This is a genomic window from Abiotrophia sp., assembly GCF_057275535.1.
Genome location: NZ_DBHIRJ010000004.1, coordinates 125789 through 144766, shown reverse-complemented (window position 1 = coordinate 144766; position 18978 = coordinate 125789). Strand labels below are relative to the sequence as shown.

At 53.7% G+C, this 18978-nt stretch carries 18 protein-coding genes; 1 reads left to right on the top strand and 17 read right to left on the bottom strand.

The features are described from left to right. Nucleotides 1-81 precede the first annotated feature (81 nt). The 7 genes from ACO53F_RS04390 to ACO53F_RS04360 form a co-directional block, all read right to left on the bottom strand. Nucleotides 82-1986, bottom strand: a complete 1905-nt coding sequence (locus ACO53F_RS04390) for a heavy metal translocating P-type ATPase (RefSeq protein WP_485137456.1) — start codon at nucleotides 1984-1986, stop codon at nucleotides 82-84. A 166-nt stretch (nucleotides 1987-2152) separates the two neighbouring features. After that, complete coding sequence (locus tag ACO53F_RS04385) at nucleotides 2153-2581, bottom strand: GNAT family N-acetyltransferase (protein WP_303886136.1); 429 nt, start codon at nucleotides 2579-2581, stop codon at nucleotides 2153-2155. Between the two features lie 14 nt (nucleotides 2582-2595). Then, entirely contained in the window at nucleotides 2596-3423 is an 828-nt protein-coding gene (locus ACO53F_RS04380; protein ID WP_311469049.1) for an exodeoxyribonuclease III, read from the bottom strand. 71 nt (nucleotides 3424-3494) lie between these two features. Further along, complete coding sequence (locus ACO53F_RS04375; RefSeq protein ID WP_485137455.1) at nucleotides 3495-4535, bottom strand: DNA glycosylase AlkZ-like family protein; 1041 nt, start codon at nucleotides 4533-4535, stop codon at nucleotides 3495-3497. Nucleotides 4536-4917: 382 nt separating this feature from the next. Next, the gene (locus tag ACO53F_RS04370; RefSeq protein WP_485137454.1) at nucleotides 4918-6657 is read right to left on the bottom strand and encodes an ABC transporter ATP-binding protein; all 1740 of its coding nucleotides are present in this window, start codon (nucleotides 6655-6657) and stop codon (nucleotides 4918-4920) included. Then, on the bottom strand, nucleotides 6650-8401 hold the full coding sequence (locus ACO53F_RS04365) for an ABC transporter ATP-binding protein (protein WP_485137453.1): 1752 nt from the start codon (nucleotides 8399-8401) through the stop codon (nucleotides 6650-6652). The genes ACO53F_RS04370 and ACO53F_RS04365 overlap by 8 nt, the downstream gene beginning before the upstream one ends. 110 nt (nucleotides 8402-8511) lie before the next feature. Then, the gene (locus ACO53F_RS04360; protein ID WP_485137452.1) at nucleotides 8512-9003 is read right to left on the bottom strand and encodes a GNAT family N-acetyltransferase; all 492 of its coding nucleotides are present in this window, start codon (nucleotides 9001-9003) and stop codon (nucleotides 8512-8514) included. Nucleotides 9004-9143: 140 nt separating this feature from the next. Between ACO53F_RS04360 and pepT the strand changes: the two genes are divergently transcribed. Beyond that, nucleotides 9144-10379 (top strand): peptidase T, encoded by a 1236-nt coding sequence (pepT, locus tag ACO53F_RS04355; protein WP_485137451.1) that lies wholly within the window; start codon nucleotides 9144-9146, stop codon nucleotides 10377-10379. A 51-nt stretch (nucleotides 10380-10430) separates the two neighbouring features. Here the strand turns inward: pepT and ACO53F_RS04350 are convergent, their stop codons facing one another. Genes ACO53F_RS04350 through ACO53F_RS04305 form a run of 10 tightly spaced genes read right to left on the bottom strand, consistent with a single transcriptional unit; the run spans nucleotide 10431 to nucleotide 18971 of the window. After that, complete coding sequence (locus tag ACO53F_RS04350) at nucleotides 10431-11330, bottom strand: DUF7916 family protein (RefSeq protein ID WP_485137450.1); 900 nt, start codon at nucleotides 11328-11330, stop codon at nucleotides 10431-10433. Nucleotide 11331: 1 nt separating this feature from the next. Beyond that, a complete protein-coding gene (locus ACO53F_RS04345; protein WP_485137449.1) occupies nucleotides 11332-12075 on the bottom strand; it encodes a copper homeostasis protein CutC in 744 nt (247 codons plus the stop codon). Then, complete coding sequence (locus ACO53F_RS04340; RefSeq protein WP_485137448.1) at nucleotides 12072-13247, bottom strand: M20/M25/M40 family metallo-hydrolase; 1176 nt, start codon at nucleotides 13245-13247, stop codon at nucleotides 12072-12074. Before ACO53F_RS04340 ends, ACO53F_RS04345 begins: the two co-directional genes overlap by 4 nt. A gap of 2 nt (nucleotides 13248-13249) precedes the next feature. After that, complete coding sequence (locus ACO53F_RS04335; RefSeq protein WP_485137447.1) at nucleotides 13250-14212, bottom strand: glycosylasparaginase; 963 nt, start codon at nucleotides 14210-14212, stop codon at nucleotides 13250-13252. A 19-nt stretch (nucleotides 14213-14231) separates the two neighbouring features. Then, the gene (locus ACO53F_RS04330) at nucleotides 14232-15344 is read right to left on the bottom strand and encodes a M42 family metallopeptidase (RefSeq protein ID WP_485137446.1); all 1113 of its coding nucleotides are present in this window, start codon (nucleotides 15342-15344) and stop codon (nucleotides 14232-14234) included. After that, nucleotides 15334-16344: a hypothetical protein gene (locus ACO53F_RS04325; RefSeq protein ID WP_485137445.1), complete on the bottom strand. Its 1011-nt coding sequence runs from the start codon at nucleotides 16342-16344 to the stop codon at nucleotides 15334-15336. Before ACO53F_RS04325 ends, ACO53F_RS04330 begins: the two co-directional genes overlap by 11 nt. Before the next feature lie 10 nt (nucleotides 16345-16354). Beyond that, on the bottom strand, nucleotides 16355-16861 hold the full coding sequence (locus ACO53F_RS04320) for a GrdB-related putative oxidoreductase (protein ID WP_485137444.1): 507 nt from the start codon (nucleotides 16859-16861) through the stop codon (nucleotides 16355-16357). Nucleotides 16862-16919: 58 nt separating this feature from the next. Further along, nucleotides 16920-18272, bottom strand: a complete 1353-nt coding sequence (locus ACO53F_RS04315) for a PTS sugar transporter subunit IIC (RefSeq protein ID WP_485137443.1) — start codon at nucleotides 18270-18272, stop codon at nucleotides 16920-16922. A 35-nt stretch (nucleotides 18273-18307) separates the two neighbouring features. After that, nucleotides 18308-18634, bottom strand: a complete 327-nt coding sequence (locus ACO53F_RS04310; RefSeq protein WP_023391654.1) for a PTS sugar transporter subunit IIB — start codon at nucleotides 18632-18634, stop codon at nucleotides 18308-18310. Nucleotides 18635-18650: 16 nt separating this feature from the next. Beyond that, entirely contained in the window at nucleotides 18651-18971 is a 321-nt protein-coding gene (locus ACO53F_RS04305; protein WP_454922933.1) for a PTS sugar transporter subunit IIA, read from the bottom strand. Nucleotides 18972-18978: the final 7 nt, after the last annotated feature.

The window sequence follows — 18978 nt, the reverse complement described above, 5'->3', positions numbered from 1 at the left end:
AAGCTTACAAAAAAATGACTGGCCCACATGCAGTGTGAGCCAGTCATCTGAAAAGCACCTCCAAGTGGCGCAGCCTCTTACCTATTGGGCTACTTGTGCCGCTTGGACTGACTTAGGGTCTGATGGGTTATGCCGAAAACCTAAGAGACGTAAGCCGTTGAGAATCACTAAAATTGTAGAACCTTCGTGGCCCACCACACCCAGCGGTAGACTGACCACTTGGAAGACATTGGCTGCAATCAGGCAGACAATCACGGCCAAGGCGAAGATAATATTTTGCATAATAATGGTCTTCATGCGACGAGAGAGCCGAATGGCCTGAGGCACCCGGGTCAAGTCATCCATAATGACGCAGTCGGCCGTTTCCATGGCAATGTCCGTCCCTGAACCAATGGCAAAGCTGACATCAGCCTGAGCCAAGGCAGGCGCATCATTGATGCCATCCCCTACCATGGCCACACAATAGCCTTGAGCCTTGTAGTCGGCCACCAAACGGGCCTTGTCATCTGGCAGACAGTTAGCCTGCACTTGGTCAATACCTAAATCATTAGCAATGGTTTGGGCCGCTGCCTGGTGGTCCCCCGTCATCATGACCACTTGGACCCCTAATTCATGCAGCAATTCCACTGTGGCCTTACTCTCCGCCTTCACTCGGTCAAAGAGCGCATACCAGGCCACTAAGTCTTGGTCACGAGACACCAAGACCAGGGTCTTGCCGTCTGCTTCTTGCTCAGCTAGGACTTGTTCTAAGTCAGCAGGCACTTGCCCCACTGCTTCTAAGACGAAATCAGCTTTCCCAATCCGCCAGTCATGCCCTTGATAGGCACAAGTAAAACCACGACCGGTCACATCCTCAAGCTGATCCAAGGTCACCGCTTGATAGTCGCCCACATAGTTCAAGATGGCTTGAGCCACAGGGTGAGTAGAAGTCGCTTCAGCCGTTGCCACCAAGGCATTCAAGTCAGTCGCCTCTTCTGCAAACCAAGCCTCTTCTACTTGGGGTTGACCTTGAGTCAAAGTCCCAGTCTTATCCATTACCACCAGGTTGACATCGCCAATCTGGTCCATGATTTGACCGCCTTTGACCATGACGCCCATACGAGCAGCTCGGCTAATAGCCGCAAGGACAGCCGGTGTGGAGCTAGCCACCAAGGCGCAAGGAGAAGCCACCGTCAAGAGAATCATGCCGCGGTAGAAGCTATCCAACCAGGACCAGCCCAGCAAGAAGTGGACCGCCACGATAAAGGTCGGAACCAGGAAGAGCACCGCCTTCACATAGCCATCTTCTAAGTTTTCAATCAGGCTAGACACCCGGCTCTTTTGGCCCTGGGCTTGTTTGACCAGGGCTACGATTTTAGCGAAGAGGGTATCTTCTTGGGCTACTGTCACTACCATATCCAATTCGGCGCCCACATTGAGGGTCCCGCCTAATACTAGGTCGCCCGCTGCCTTATCCGCTGGGATTGGCTCCCCTGTCACCATGGCTTCATCTAAACTAGCCCAGTCGCTGATTAACTTGCCATCGATTGGCACTGCCTGGCCTTTTTTGACCCGCAGACGGTCGCCAATCATGAGGTCGCCGGTTTCTACTTCTTCCAATTGACCGTCGGACAGAATGCGCCAAGCCTTATCTGGCCGTAGGGCCATGAGGGCTGTAATGGCATCCTGGCTCTTCTTCATAGCTAATTCTTCCAGAGTCCCAGACAGGGCAAAGATAAAAATCAGCAAGGCCCCTTCTAGCCAGTAACCAATAATGCCTGCACCCAAGGCAGCTAGGACCATGAGGACATCCACATTGAGGTGATGTTCCTCTACTAACTCCTTCCAGCCTTCTAGGGCTGGCTCATAGCCTCCAATCAAGAAAGCTAGAATAAAACTTGCCTGCCCCCAGACAGGTTGACTTTCTAAAAAGACTAGTCCCACTAGGATAAAACCCAGACAGAGCGCAGTCTCAATAATTCGTTTGTTGTATCTTAAACACTTCATGATCTCACCTCTTATTTATAATCAATTTACTTTACACTCTTATTATAGCTTCTCTAATTTAGATTGTCAATAATATTTATCGTCAAGATTGTATTATTTAATAATATTGATTATAGATAGTCGATCTAGCAAAAAGGCCGGGAATCCCTTCCCGACCTTAGCTTGCTTATTTAAGTCGATAAATCATATAGTAGACCCCGACCCCTGGCATTGGGACATCTTCCAAGAAGCCATAGACCTCAAAGCCATGTTTGAGATAGAAGTCCTTGGCCTGATAGGTCCGCGTAGTTAGGAGGATGCTAGTCACCCCTATTTGACGAGCATAGTCCTTGGCATAGTCTATGAACTGGCTGCCCAGGCGCTGCCCTTGATAGTCCGGGTCAATAGCCAAGTTATCGATTTCCATGGCCTGATAACGAATCTTGCCATTCATGGCAGCTACCAAGCGCTCCCCGTCTTTCATCTGCCAGATGAAGGACTGGTCCAAGCCTTCAGGCTTAGGCTGATTGAAGTAGGTCTCATAGCCATGCGTGAAGACTCTCTCATAGAAATCTTCCGGCATGAGCTCTGTGCTTTCCACAGGATAGTGTGTCATCGAACTGCCTCCTCTTATAAGTTAATTTCTAACAGAATAGGTGTATGGTCTTGGCGCGCCCCGGAATCCAGCATCTCGGACTTGGTCACCTTGTCTGCAATGCGATCAGATACCAACCAGTAGTCAATGCGCCAGCCTGTATTGTTAATCTTGCTGGTCCGGCTACGCTGCGCCCACCAGGTATATTGATGCGGCACGTCCCCATGTAGGTGGCGGAAACTATCGGTAAAGCCCCGGCTGAGCAAATGAGTAAAGCCGGCCCGTTCTTCATCGGTAAAGCCCGCAGATTGGCGGTTAGCTCCTGGGTTGGCCAGGTCGATTTCCTGATGGGCAACGTTGAAGTCTCCGGTCGCCAAGACGGGCTTCTTAGCATCCAGACTAACTAGGTAGTCGGCGTATTTAGCATCCCAGACCTGACGCTCTGCCAAACGCTTGAGGCCATCCCCCGCATTAGGCGTGTAGACCTGAGTGACATAGAAATCGTCAAATTCCAGGGTAATAATCCGGCCTTCCAAGTCCATGGTCGACGGCGCCCCGATTTCAGGGAAAGTCACCTTAGGCTGCAAGTGCTCCCGATAGAGGAAGAGGGTCCCAGCATACCCCTTGCGGGCTGGCTCCTGAGAGGACCGCCAAGTGTGGGCATAACCTGGGAAATATTCGGCCAAGATTTCTTCATGCTTCTTGGTCGGACCTGTTGGCGATAATTTGGTTTCTTGAATGGCAATAATGTCTGCCCCTGCTTGCGCTAGCTGGTCCAAGACGGCTTTGGAGAGTTGGGCCCGGGCCGAGTCGCTAGTTAGGGCCGCATTGAGTGAATCGATGTTCCATGAGATCAGTTTCATTCTATCTTCCTTCGTTGTGTAAATTCTTTATACTTCTATATTATAGCAGATTGACTGACAGAAAACAGGGTCTAGGATTCCACCACAAAATCAATGGCCTTGACCTGCTTGCCCCACCAGCGGGCAAAGGCCTTGAAACGAGCGCGGATGCTGGCCTGGTGGACCTTAGCCAAAGGCTGGGCGCTAGTCACCTGAAAAGTGATTTGGTCGCCTTGCTGGCGCAAGTTCCACTGGCCCTTGACCTGGCCCCGAATCAGAATCAGAGCCGGAATTTGGCCTGCTTTCTGCCAAATAGTGTGGTGACGGTCCTTTTCTACTAGGATGTCCTTAGACTTGTAGGAGACCAAGAGGGCATCGAATTTGCCCAGGACTAAGACAGTCGGCAACTTGGCCGCATCCTGCCAGCTTTCATAGTAGAAGGTCTGCTTGCCGTAGCGACAACTTGGCCAGTCAGACAGGTCCACCTGACTGAAGAAGGCCTGGGGCACCCCGAAGAAATGGGCTGCATCACCCAGTGTGGCCGGACCATAAAAAGAAAAATAAGTCCCTAAGAGCTGCTCCTTAAGGCCAAGAAGGTCCTGTGAGCCCGGCGCTAGCTGCCAGTACACCAAGCGGTCGCCCTGACTCAGGGTATGATAGAGCTGGCCCTGACGCGAAGCCGCCAAGAAGAGCCCACCCCAACGGAAGAGTTGGCGCCACTCTTCCTGACCATAGCGATCCTTAAGGGCCTCACGCGTCAGAGGACCGTCAGCCAGATAGCCGGCCAGGCGCTCTAATTGGGCCGACACCTCTACCCCTTGTTCGGCCAAATGATGCCAGGGCCAGGAGACTGTCTCCGACAGAAGAAGTGACAAGGCCTCCCAAGTCGGACGATCATAGAAGTGGTAGGTCCCCCGCTGGCCCCAAGCCAGAATACCTTGCTCTGTCAAGTCAGCATAGCTATCCGCCTTGGGATTAGCCAGGCGGTTGAAGTAATTATAGATGCCATGGGTCACATACTGAGACTGAATCCCCAGACTCTTGGCCAAGACCTCTGTCCCTGTCAATTTAGACTCAAGCAAAGCCTGATGATAGAGCCTTTGCGCCAGAATCTCCTGTGCTGTAATGGTCATACGGTCGCCCCCCTTTCGCTTACTTTCTCATTATAACAAAGCCTGTCTTGGACTTCAAAAGGGCAGGCCCTATTCTTTACTTTTGATCGGCACTCGCCAGCCCTTTCCTTTTTGCTAGAGAGCCTCAAGCCCGTGACTAAGACGCGACACAGGCAAAATCGGGTCCGTGTGGTACCAAAGGATGCCAAGCGCATGAGAAGCTCTGGGAGCGCTAGCGACCTAGAGATTCCATAGCTAGGCAAGGCGGAAGACTCCCGCAGGGAGGCTGCAGCCGGTCCGGCTCCTAGGAAGGCCGATTTGGTGGGAGCGAGGCTAGACTTTGGCCTTGGCGACACACAAAAATGAGGCTAGGACACCCGTCCCAGCCTCAAGCTTATCTTATTTAGTTCATCATACCAGCCTGGAGCTGATACATGCGGTAGTAGAGCCCACCTTGAGCCAGTAGCTCCTGGTGGTTGCCCGACTCGACAATCTGCCCTTGGTCCAGGACATAGATGCAGTCCGCATCCTGAATGGTCGACAGACGATGGGCAATGGCCAAGGTCGTCCGCCCCTTTCGCATCTTAGCCAGCGATGCTTGAATGACTTCCTCGGTCTCCGAATCAATATTGGCCGTGGCCTCATCCAGAATCAAAATCTTAGGCTGGGTGGCCATGGTCCGGGCAAAGGCCAGCAACTGGCGCTGGCCACTTGAGAAAGTAGCCCCCCGCTCCGTCACCGGACTGTCGTAGGCCGCAGGTAGACTCTCAATAAAGTCAGCCGCATCAACAAAGCGCGCCGCCTCGCGCATGGCTTCATCCGTCAAGCCCTCTTGATACATGCGGATATTAGAGGCAATGGTCCCGTGGAAGAGGAAAGGATCTTGCAGAACCAAGCCTACTGCTGACCGCAAGGCCTGAGCCGAATAAGACTTAATATCCTGACCATCAATCAGAATCTGGCCGCGATCAAAATCATAGAAACGCAAGAAGAGGTTCATAATCGAAGACTTACCAGACCCGGTCGCACCTACAAAGGCCACCGTCTGGCCGGCTTCCACCTTGAAGCTAATACGCTTGAGGACATCCCGCTTGCCGTCATAGGAGAAACTGACATCCCGGAACTCAATGCTGCCCGCCCCGATTTCTGTGACTTGACCGCTTTGGGCCGGTTCATAATCCTCCTGGTCAATCAAGGCAAAGACCCGGTCGGCCGCAATCATGGAAGTTTGCAGAATGGAAAAGTTCTGGGTGACTTCAATCAGCGGGTTGAAGAGCTGGTTGGAGTATTGAATAAAGGCATACATAAGCCCCGCGGTCACACCAGCCACCTGCCAGGTGACCCCGAAATAGGCCAGGATAACAGCATAGGCCAAGAGCTTAAGTAAGGACATGGCCGGCCGCAGGAAGAGGCTGTTGACATTGAGGGATTTATTGGAATAGGCCACGTGGTCTGCATTAATGGCTTCAAACTCCGCCAAGAGACGCCCTTCCTGGCCAAAGGCCTGGACAATTCGCATGCCCTCAATGCTTTCCGACAGCTTAACGTTCAGGTCGCTGAGCTTAGCCCGGGTCATGGCAATCAAATCACGCGATTTAGTATTGTAGAGGGCAATAGAACCAAACATAATGGGAATAAAGACCAGCATGAGCAGGGTCAGGGGCTCATTAAGACTGAGCATGGTCCCAATCGTAACCGCCACAATGACCAAGGAACTGAGGAAACTAGAGAAGATGGCACTGAACATATCGGCCACTGCCTGAGTATCATTGGTCAGGCGGGACACGATGGCCCCGGCTGGCGTCTGGTCGAAGTATCGCATGGACAGGCTTTGCAGCTTGTCGAAGGACTCTTGGCGCAAGTCGCGGACCACACTTTGAGCCACACGGGCGAAGGTGTAGTTACCTAAGAAGGTAAAGGCCACCCGCACCAGGAAGAGGCTGTAGTAGGCCAGAAGGATTAAGCCTCCTTGGGCCACCAAGCCACCCCCAATAAAGTGGTCGATATAATACCGGGCCAGAAGTGGAATGGCAGTCGTCACGGCCGACGTCAGGAAGATGAAGACCAGAGCCATCAGGGCAGTCCCCTTGTAACGCCACATATAGGCCATAAGGCGCCGAAAAGTTTTAGCACGATTAGGCATCCAAGTCCCCTCCTTCCAAACTTTGAGCCAGTTGCTGACTACGGTAGGTGGTCGCGTACCAACCATTTTGCGCCAGCAATTCTTGGTGATTACCCCGCTCCTTAATGCGGCCATCTTCCATAACCAGAATCAGGTCGGCATGGACGACGGCTGACAGACGGTGGGCCGTAATAATGGTGGTCTTGCCTTGACGTTCCGACTTAAGATTTTCTAAAATCAAATGCTCCGTCTTGGCATCCACGGCTGACAGCGAATCGTCCAGAATCAGAATGTCTGGATCCAAAATCAGGGCCCGGCTCATGGCCAGACGTTGCTTCTGACCACCGGACAGGGAGACGCCCCGCTCCCCAATCAGGGTATCAAGTCCTTCGGGCATGGCCTGGATATCCTGGTAGACGCCACAGAGTTGGGTGGCTCTGACAATGGCCGCATCATCCAAGTCAGCCTGGCCGAAGCGGACATTGTCCCGAATACTCATGGCGAAGAGCAGCTGGTCTTGAGGTACATAGCCCATCAAGCTCCGCAAGTCGCTCAGGCGGTAGTCGCGGATGTCGTGACCATCTAACTGAATGCTGCCCACATTGACATCCTGCTCCCGCAAGAGTAGACGCAAGAGACTGGTCTTACCGGACCCCGTGGTCCCGACAATGCCCAGGGTTTGACCGGCTTCCAAGCTAAAGTGGACATCCTCAAGCGTAGGCAGGTCTTGGTAGGCGAAGGATTCAATGTCATAGTCCAGGCGCCCATTTTGAATGCTAGGCAGAGGGTGTTCCGTCTCACGGACGGGGCTTTCCTCATGCAGCAGTTTATCAATCCGATCCAGCGAGACCGAACCCCTTTGCATAATGTTGAAGAGCCAGCCGATGGCTTGCAGGGGCCAGACTAGCATGTCCAGATAAGTCATGAAGGTAACCATTTCCCCGACGGTGAACTGGCCCTGACTAATCAGATAGCCCCCGTAGAGCAGACTAATCAGATAGGAAGCCCCCACGAAAATCAAGACCATGGGTTGGAAGAGCTCATTGTACTTGGCAGCTCGCAGGTTCTTGGCCCAGACCATCTGGTTGGTGGCCTGAAACTTAGCCGTCTCCTGGGCACCATAACCAAAGGACTTGGTCACCTTAATACCAGAGACTGATTCCTGAACCGAGTTGTTAAGCTCAGAGAAGGCCTCCTGGGCTTGCTTAAAGCCTTCATGGTTGATGCGTCCCAGGCGACTGGTGCCCCAGGCCAGAACTGGCAGAGGCAAAATCGCCACCAGGGTCAGGCGCCAATCCAGAATCCAGAACATGGTAGCCAGGGTAACTAGGGCAGTAATCGAGGCATCCACAGCCGACATGACCCCGCCCCCTGCCGTCATAACCAGAGTTTGGACATCGTTGGTGGCATGGGCCATCAGGTCCCCGGTCCGATAGCGAGTATAGAAGGACGGCGCCATGCGGGTAAAGTGTTTAAACAAGCGAGTCCGTAGAATCCGGCCCAGGCTATTGGCTGTCCCTAAAATAAAGAGTCGCCAGACATAGCGGAGGGCATACATAATGAGGGCGGCTCCCACTAGCCAGGTCAGATTGATGGCCAGATCGCTAGGGGTCAGATTGCCACCAGCAATGGCATCAATAACCTGCCCAATAATGCGCGGCGGAATCAGGTTGAAGACGCTGACCAAGGATAAGGCCAGAATCCCAATGATATAGCGGCGGGCTTCCAACTTGAAGAACCAGCCTAATTTGCGAATGAGTGACATGACACCTTCTCCTTTCGTAACCTTACTATTATACAACAAAAAAGAAGCCGGGACCAATGAACTGACCCGAGCAAAAAAGAGCCGGCACCCCAGTGCCAGCCCTCACACATTTATTCACTTAGATAGTCATAGGCCTGCCGGGGCGAGCCGTCTTGGAGATAGATAGTGCCTCGCTCCTGGAAGCCGTAGGCCAGGATGGCCTGCTGCATGGGAAGGTTTTGGGCGTGGGTGTCAATCCGGATGTGGGGGCAGACGGACTTAGCGAAGTCGAAAGCTGCCCGCGCCACGCCGCGGGCCTTGCCATTGGAAGCCAGGCGGTGAATGGTCACATAGGGACTTTGGCTGCGCCAGCCCAGACCGTCAATCTGCCTATAGGTCGGATCTTGGCCGCCAATCAGGGCCAAGGTGCCCACTAGCTGGCCGGCCTCGTCCTCTAGGACATAGGAATGGCCTTGCGCTATATCTGCTTCTAGGAGACTTAGAGGCGGATAGCCGTCTGGCCACTGGTTGGGATTCCCCTTAGCCCGCATAAAGGCCCGGGCTTGGTCGTATATGGACATCAAAGCCGGCAAGTCCCGATTCTGTGTTTTTCTAATCCGCATGCGGCTTCCTCCTCTGCTCCAGGCCTTACTGTCCCTCAGTCTATCACAAATCCTCGTCCCTGCCAACAAGGTCTAACTTGGGTCTGGCCCGTGATAGTGCTATACTAGACTTAACTGATTAAGAGAAAGAAGGCTCCGCCATGGAATCCATGCTCCAACGCTTTATCCGCTATGCTAAAATCAACACCCGATCTGACCTGCACTCGGATGCCGTACCGACCACACCCGGTCAACTGGACTTCCTCCGCATGTTGGAGGGCGAACTCAAGGACCTGGGGCTCAGCCAAGTCCGCTTCAATCCAGTGGACGCCTTTGTCACCGCCCTCTTGCCAAGCAACCTATCGGCCCATCAAAAGGCGCCAGCCATTGGCTTTATTGCCCATGTGGATACAGCCGACTTCAATGCTGACCATATCCAGCCCCAGGTTCATGCAGACTATGACGGCCAGGATATTGTCTTGAATCCTGACCTGGACATTGTCATGCGGGTGTCCGAATTTCCTAACTTGAAACACTATGTGGGACAGACCCTGATCACCACAGATGGTACCACCCTGCTAGGGGCCGATGACAAGGCAGGTCTGGTCAGCATTTTGGAAGCTGTCATCCATCTATTAGCCCATCCAGACCTGCCTCACGGCGATATTTGGCTAGCCTTCGGACCTGATGAAGAAATCGGCAAGGGCGCCCACCGTTTCCAAGCCCAAGACTTCCCAGCAGACTTTGCCTATACGCTGGATAGCGGCGAGGTGGGCAAGTTGGAATACGAGACCTTCAACGCCGCCCGGGTCATGCTGACCATCGACGGGACCAGTGTCCATCCAGGGACCGCAAAGGGCCTCATGGTCAATGCCCTGGCCGAGGCTGCCAAACTCTTCGCCCGCCTGCCCCAAGACCAGGTACCAGAATTGACTGAGGGCCACGAGGGCTACTATATGCTGTCCAGTCAAAGCGGCGACATTGGCCAAGTTCAGGCCACCTACATTATTCGTGACCATGACAAGGAGCGTTTCCAAGCCCGTAAGGACTTCTTCCGTCAGATTGTGGCCCAACAGAATGCAGGCTACGACCGGCCCCGCATCCAATGCCAAATTTACGACGAATACTATAATATGTACGACATTCTAAAGCAAGACATGACGCCGGTTGAGGTGGCCATTGCCGCCTACAAGGCCTGTGGCATTGAGCCTATTATCAAGCCTTTCCGGGGTGGGACAGACGGCTGCATCATCACCTATAAGGGCATCCCGACGCCCAACCTCTTCACGGGCGCTGAGAACCTTCATGGCCAGTATGAATTTGTCAGCTTAGAAAGCATGGAAAAGGCCAGCCAAGTCGTCCTTACCATTATCCAATCAGTGGTCAGCCCACACTAAAACAAGCCAGGTAGCTCAACTACCTGGCTTTCTTTGTCTACTTTTGCTTCATTAACGAATGGCGGAGCCGGCCACACGGCTCACCGTATGCCGCATGCCCCGTATGGCCACTGATAAGGCGAAGATATTTTCCACATTGGCCAGGCCGCCAAAGCCTGCGTCGCCAATATGTTGAATATCCACGCCAGCCACCTTATTGCGAATGGCAATATCTTCCACCACCCGCGGGCTGCTAGATTCCTGGCTGGTCCCGATAGCGGATAAGACTAGGACATCGTGAGCGTGAGCGTACTTGACAATCGCCACCAGCTCATCATCGGTGAAGCCCGGCACCGTCCCCACGGCCGGCACCAGCAGAATGTCGGTCCCGGCCTCAATGAAGTCCTTGGCCGTCTCAATGCTGGCCACTGGCTCCTTGGACCCTGCCCCATGCATCTTGCCGGCAATGACCAGACCTGAGAAATGTTGCTTGGCCACCTTGACATAGTGGGCAATCTCCTTATTAGTTACCCCCGTTCCAGGGTTACCCGTCAGGCAAATGAAGTCTAGGCCTAGGCGGTCGGCCGCTTCTAGGGTCTCAACCGAGCAGGTCCGGCCTTTAGGCAGAACATTACGCGCCTCCACCATAATGGCGTCGGTATCAACTGGCTCTAGGTTGGCCCCAATAGGGCGACCTGATAGGGCTTTGAGACGGCGAATGGGATCTTCTGTCCCTTGATCTAAGCCACAAATGACTGGATTAAGGACATCTAGGCCATTTAAGAGCATGAGGTCTGCCCCGAAGGCCTTAGCGATTTCCGCATTAGTCAAGTTGCTGATATAGGCAGGCACAGGCGCTACCATTTCACAACAAACGGTCCGGCCTTCAGCGGCCCAGATGGCTTGCTTGAGTTCTTCTGCACTGTAGCCAGCATAATCGCTGGGCAGGCATTCTAATACACGTCTTACCATATTACTCCTTCTTTCCTAGTGCTTGGCCTAGCGCGCGGGCTAGGTCCGGGTCTGCCCCTTCATAGGCTCCACGAGGATCGTAAGCAAATGAAACGGGGCCTTGCTGGGTCGTAGGGTCTTGGTACCAGGTCTTGAAGCTGCCGTGGACTTGCCGGATGCCCGTATAGGCCACCAAGTCCGCCGCATTAGCCAAATTCAGACCGGCCCCCATGACAAATTCAATGTCAGCCCCATATTGGGCTTGATAATGAGCTAGTCGGTCTCGCCCTTCCTCAATGCTCTTGGCTCCCCCACTGGTCAAAATCCGCTGACAGCCTAGCTTAATCAAGCCTTCAATGGCTTGGTCAGGCTGGGCCACCACATCAATGGCCCGGTGGAAGACCGACTGGGCGCCATAGGTCTGACAGAGCTCAATCAGGGCTTGGTTGGCATCCCAATTAAGCTGACCAGTCTCAGTTAGACAGCCAAAGGCTAGGCCACGGGCACCTGCTCTTAACAAGGCTTGGCCTTCTGCTAGCATTTGCCTGATTTCCAGCTTATCATAGGCGAAGCCACCGCCACGTGGGCGGACCATGCAGATGATTGGTAGGGTCACGCCATTGGCCTTGGCTAACTCCAGACAGGCCACCGTTGGCGTCAGTCCCCCCAGAGCCAGGGCGCTGTTGAGCTCAATCCGGTCCAGGCCAGCTTCTTGGGCAATCAGACAATCTCTGACACTACCGGCACACAACTCGATTAGGGTCATGGACTTGCCTCCTCTACTTCTTGTTCTAGCTGCCATAAGGCCAATAAGGCCTGGCTATATATTTTTAGATCAGTCTCTAAATCCTCAATGCCTAGCCATTCATGGGGCAAGTGGGCGATGTCTCGTTGGCCCGGGAAGGAAGGCCCGTAGGCCACGATATTAGGCACAAACTTAGCATAGGTGCCCCCTGTGGTTGTGACGGGCTCAAGGGCTTGGCCGGTCACCTGATTGTAGACCTGCTGCAAGGCCTCAATATAAGGCGACTGCTTGTCCTTGAGGACAGGCGCCCAATGGCTGAGGACTTCTATTTGGCCTGTTTCCGGCAGGCGCGACTTAATTTGGGTCAGAATGTCTTCCTGACTGCAGGCTCCCGGATAGGCCATGGACCAAGCCACCCAAGGCCGTCCCTGAGTCATGCCCAGTTGATAGCCCCTCAGCATCATGCGGCCAAAGTCCTGGTCCTCATAAGCAATGCCCAGCTCCCGACCATCCTTGGTGCCGGTCAGCAGATAGGCATTGACAAAGTCAAAGAGGCTGGCCACTTGATCCAAATCCACACTAAGGGCTACCCGCAAACGCCCTCGCTCGCCATAGACGACCGGCCATTTGCAATCTGGCGTCCAACCGAAGAGGGGCGCTGCTTCCTGAGCCAGATAATGCTGGATACAGCCAAAGCCTGTCTCCTCATTGGTCCCAAAGACCACCCGAATGGGATGGCGGAAGTGATAGCCTAGGCATTTGAGGGCATAGACGGCATAGAGATTGGCCAGAATGGGCCCCTTATTATCTAGGACGCCACGCCCTTCGTAGCGACCTTGTGCTTGATTCTTGGTTAGGGTCCAGGGATCCTGCCGCCAGCCTTGGCCGGCCGGCACCACATCCACATGCCCGAAAATCCCATAATAGCCAGCGCCTGAGGTCGCCTGGTTAGGGTCAGGCGACCACTGGGCGTAGCCAACCTTATGGTCTAAATTGACCGTCTCAAAGCCCATGGCTTTGGCCCGGTCTAGCACCCAGTCCAGAGCAGCCTTAGGTCCAGGCCCATAGGGAGCGTCTGGCTCCGCTGGTCCCTGCACACTAGGAATAGCTACCAGTTGGGCTAGGTCCTGCCAGTATTGGGGCAGCAAGTCTTCCAGCAAGTCATTGAGTGCCTGGATTTGCTTGAGGGTCATGCCTACTTCACCTCCAGGGGCCGCATGCGTTGACGCACATAGTCGTCCAGCCATTCCTGACTCGCCCGCTCCAACTCCATCTGGCCAGAAGCCAGCGGATGAAGACGGTAGACGGTCAAAGGCGTGGTCTTGCTAGCCACCACGAAGGAGAAGTTGTCAATATTGGTCGCAGCCCCCCACTGGCCCTTGGCGTTCATGGCCACTACCGACAAATCGCCGGCTTGGCCGCGTTGGGCTTTGAGACGTCTGTCTAAGTCATAAACGGCCTTTTCGCAGGCCTCTTGGGGATGGTAGCCCGCAGCCATGAGCTGAACGATGGCGTAGGACAGGACCCCTTTCATCAAATCTTCCCCTAGGCCTGTAGCGGTGGCTCCCCCAATCTGGGAGTCCACATAGAGACCCGAGCCAATAATTGGCGAGTCGCCTACCCGGCCGGGATGCTTCATGAAGAGGCCACTAGTCGAAGTGCCTGCCACCATGTGGTCATGGCCGTCCAGGGCCACCATGCCCACCGTGTCATGGCCGTCGTAGGCAGCTAGGCCTTGTTCTTGAGCTAGCTCCACCTGGCGATTGTGATAGTGAATTTGAGCCCGGTCTGTCAGCATTTCTTTGGCTTCAAAGCCATGGTCTAGGGCATATTGGCGGGCACCTTGGGCGACCAAGACATTATTGACCGGCTCCTGGCTAAGGCGGCGCGCCACACCAATGGGATTAGCAATATCCTGAATCCCGCAAACAGCCCCAAAGTCCAGGCGACTGCCGTCCATATAGGCGGCATCTAATTCTACCTGGCCTTGGCGGTTAGGCAGCCCGCCATAACCGACGGATTTATAATAAGGAAAGTCTTCGACGGCCTTGATGGCTTGCTCAATGGCGTCACCCGCAGAGCCACCGCCTGCCAAGCTAGGCAGGGTGGCCTGGACTCCTTCTAAGGCCATCCGCCAGGTCGCAATGATTCCCCACATGGCTGTCACCTTCTTTCTGTCATTGATTCGATACTTGATAATGATAATTTTGGTCCAGCAGCTGCTGGTAGATAGCCGGCGTCAAGTCCCGCGCCACTGCCACCATGAGGCGGTAGGCCGCTAGGACATCAGCCCGATGCAAAATACCCCGGTGGGTATGCATATAGCGCATGGGAAGGGACAGGGTCGTCGCCAAAATACCGGTTTGGGACTTATGGATATTGCCCGCATCCGTCCCCCCATCTAGGAAGCAGCCCAGTTGGTAAGGAATGCCCTCTCGCTGGCAGATGCCTTCCAAGTAACGCAAGAGGCCCCGGTGGGTCACGGTCATATTGTCGGCCACCGTTAGGGAGACCCCTTTGCCTAGTTTAATAGGATTGTAGTCGGCTGGCGTATCGCCTGCCAAGCAGGTATCCACGGCCAAGGCAATGTGCGGCTTGACGGCTTGGGCCACGGTCCGCGCCCCCCGCAAGCCCACTTCTTCTTGAACGGTCGCCCCCAGGGTCACCTTGTTGGGACAAGGCCCCTCAGCCAGGGCCTGCATGGTCCAGACTCCCAGGGCCACACTGACCCGATTGTCGAAGGCCTTGGCGGCCAGATAGTCAGGATTGGCTAAGGCCTGAAAAGTAGTCACCGGGCAAACCCAGTCGCCAACCTCAATGCCCAGAGCTTTAACCTGGTCGCGATTGTCCACCCCCAGATCCAGATAGACCCGGTCCATGGGCACCACTTGCTGGCGCTGCTCAGGGCTGAGACTATGAACCTGAGGCCCAGCCAGAATCCCTGTGTAGACACGGCCATCTTGGGTGAAGACTTGGACCTCCTGTTGCAAAAGGGTATGGGACCAAGATCGCCCCACTTCCTGAATAAAGACATAGCCGGCCTCATCAATGACCCGCACCACCCAACCGATTTCATCCATGTGGGTGGAAAAGAGCAAGGACAGGGGCGACTGGGACTGACCTGCTAGGCTGTAGAGGCCAGAGCCCAAGGGATCGGTACCCTGCTGGCACATGGTCAGCTGCCGATCCAAGTAGGCCCGAATGCCCGCTTCATGGCCCGACACCCCAGGTAAGCAACATAAATCTGACAGGACTTGCCAGTCTACCTGACCTTGAGCCTCAGTGGTCATAAGGGCCACCTCCCCGACTGCCAAAGCCAAAGTCTCGGACTTGGGCTGGGGTCAGTTGGCTCAAGAAGGCCACCAGAGTATCTCGCACGGGCTCGAAACTGGCTGGATCTAGACACTGGTAGAGACCTGGCGACTGAAGCAGCGGCAAGGCAATAACCAAGGTCGGTGCCCCCACCCCTGTCTTGTGGATAAAGGCCCCATCGGTCCCGGCCTCTTGAACCTGGCCCTTGACTTGGTAACCCAGACCCTGGGCCACTTGGCGAATGGCTTCCAGCAAGGCCGTATTAGGTAAGAGGGTCTTATCAAAATAACGCAAATAAAGACACTTAGGGTCATAGTCAGAAGCTGGCACTGGACTGGCATCCAGCACCAGAGCCAAGTCTGGTTGAATAAGATTAGTGGCGGTAATGGCACCCCGGGTCCCCACTAGGGACTGGCTAATGCCCCCCACAGCCAACTCATAAGTTAACTTGTTTTGAAGTTGGCGACTCATATCCAGTATCAGCTCTAGGCTGGCCCGATTGGCCAAGTTACGACCTAGCCAGGCACTCCCAGCTATTTGCCGGCGGGAAAAGTCTAAGACAAAGCTATCACCCACCTGGATGCCCAAGTCAGCCACTTGCTGGGCTGAGGCCGCACCTAGCGCTAGATAGGGCTGGCCCTCTACCAGAACCCCATAGCCCAGATGGGGCACATGATCCCGGGTTAAGAGGCGGACCACTTGGTTGACATAGTCGGTCTTCTGATAGCGGCCTAGGGCCACAAAGTCCAAGAGGCCATCCGGACGAATGGCTTGAATCAGACCGCCATTTTCATCCAGGTTAGTGGTCAGCATGACCCGAAAGGGCGCCTGCTCCTGGGGCTTGAGGCCCAAGACAGAGCCCAGTTGATCCCGATAGAGGCTGAGCCCTTGTTCGGTCAGGGCCTGAGACAGGGCTTGATGCAGGTCGAATTCATCCCCCGACAAGGCGGGTAAATCATAGAAACTTGTCCAATCCATAAGGCACCTCCTATTGGAAGAAGTGGGGCCAATCGGCCTCTGCTGAGCCACTGAGAATTTCAGCAATATGGTGCAGGGCATCCGTCAGCCCTACTCCGCCCTTCTTAGGCATCTGAATTATTTTAACCTGGTCCTTGTAGCGGTCGACCACGGCCTCATTTTCGGCGGAGCAGGCCACATAGGTGCGAACCGGCGTCTGATCTTGAATATAGGCTGCGACCTCGGCCGCCATTTGGGCGTAGGTGTCGTAGTTGAAGCAAGGGCCACACAAGAGGACATCAGGTTGCGCCTTCTTCATGAGATTGGCAATCTTGTGTAGGACTTCTTCCTTATTAGCCTGAAAATAGTCAGGTCCGCAGTAGACGGTCGCTAGGACTTTGAGATCGTGAGCCGCGAAGACGTCCTTAAACATGAGATAAGAGCCAATCCCGCCCTTTTCTAATCCCAGTGGGGTGTTGGGGCGTTCCTTGCCCCCATAACCGGCCTGAATTTGGTCGAATAATAGGATTACTTTCATCCTTATTCCCTCCTCAGCAAAAAGAGTTCAGCAGGATAGGGCTGAACTCTTCAGTTGTCTATAAATCATCGAAGGACAAGTCGTCCAAGGAAATATCATCTAAATCATCTTTAAGGTCTTGAACTGGTTTCTCTTCTTCAGCCAAGAATTGACGGTCCATTACCTTGAAGAATGGATAGTAGATCAAGCAGTCGATGGCAATTAAGATAATTTGCCAGAAGCCGGCAATCAAGTGCCCGGTAGCCAACCAACCAGAGAAGAAGAATGGGGTTGTCCATGGGATGCTGACCCCGGTAGTTCGCGGCAGAATACCGATGACTGTTGCGATAATGGATAAAATGGTGTTAACCAGTGGTGTTGCAAGAAATGGCACCAACATAATTGGGTTGAGTACGACTGGTAGCCCGAAGATAATCATTTCGTTAATCCCGAAAATCCCAGGTACAATAGCCAAACGCCCCAAGGTCTTCATACGTTTGGACTTGGCAATCCCTACCATGAGGAAGACCAAAGCCAAGGTAGAACCCCCACCCCCGAAGTTGGTGAAGAAGTTGCTGAAACCGTTGGTGAAGATGTTAGGCAATGGCAAGCCGTTCTTGAAGGCTTCCAAGTTTTCAGTCGTCAAGGCCAGACCAATTGGCGCGAAGACCGTATTGGTAACGGCTGGTCCATTAATCCCGAAGAACCAGAAGAAGGTGGACAGGAACTGGGTCAGGGGTTCTAGGAAGACGCTGCGTCCAATCCCTAAGAGAGGTGATTGCAGGTTGGTATAGATAAAGGTATGAGCATAGTGATAATCGGTGAGTGAGAAGCCAAGGTAAACCAAGAAGAAGGTTAACATGGCAAAGAGCGAAGGAATCAAAGCTGCGAAGGATTGAGAAACTGCTGGTGGCACCCCGTCAGGCATCTTGATGACCCAACCCTTACGTTCAATGGCCACGAAGATGCGGACCGAGACAATGGCCGTAATCATGGCCACGAACATACCGGCGGACCCCATATTCGTATTAGCCAAACCATTGAAGACCTTACCGGCTTCGTTAGTGAAGGCAGGGTGGGATTTAGGTGTCAGAATCAAGAAGCAGACGACGGAAATGGCTGCCCCAGCAATAGGGTCTGATTCCAGTTGACGGGCATAGGCGTAACCAATCCCGATAGCCCCTAAGAGGGCGATGACACTAAAGGTGGAATCAATCACGGCATCCATGTGGTTTTCCCAGCCTTGGCCGAAGAATTGGGCCATAAAGTCGGTATAACCTTCAATTGGGAAGTTACCGGCCAAAATGAAGAAGGAAGCGACAATAATGAGTGGCGTGGTCACCAAGAAACCATCACGAATAGCAATTAACACCTTATTATTGCTGAGTTTCTCGGCTGTCCCGCCCATGACTTTTTCAAGATTTGCAAACATGTGACTTACCTCTTTTCTTATAATGAGATCTGTACTTAGCCTTGCTTGTTTTGCTTGAGTAATTGAATGGCGCGCTTGAGAATGCGTTCGCCATTGACGTTACCATAATCGTCTAGGTTCATAACTTCAACGGGAATGCCTTGGGGCTCGTATTTGTCCCGGGTGGCATTGAATTTGTATTTGACTTGAGGCCCTAACAAGATGACATCGGGATGATACTGTTCCACGATGATATCTAGCTTAGAATCTGAGAAGGCCTTGACTTCAATGGGCAGGTTGTGGTCGTCCGCCACGGCCTGCATACGGCTGGCAACCAGGCTGGTCGACATGCCAGCACTACAGAATAAATAGACACGTTTCATGGTATTTCCTCCTAATCTAGGTGGTGAGCTGGGCCAAACGTTGATAAAGGGCCAGAACTTCTTCGGCTGTCACCTTGAGCAGTTCAGCACTCATGAGTTGATCTTCGGCATGAACTAACAAGAGCGAGAAAGGTGGATGGTCCCCTGCCGCATCCGCCTGCAAGAGGTCGAAATGCTGATCATGACCGGCAATCCGTTGGCTCTCCCCTTGCTCAATGGCCGCCTGGGCTTGGGCGAAGTCACCTGTCCGGGCTAGCGCCATGGCTTCCATGAAGGAAGATCGGGCGGATCCCAAGGAAGAAATCATCTTGAAGAATACCAACTCTAAGTCATCCATACCATTA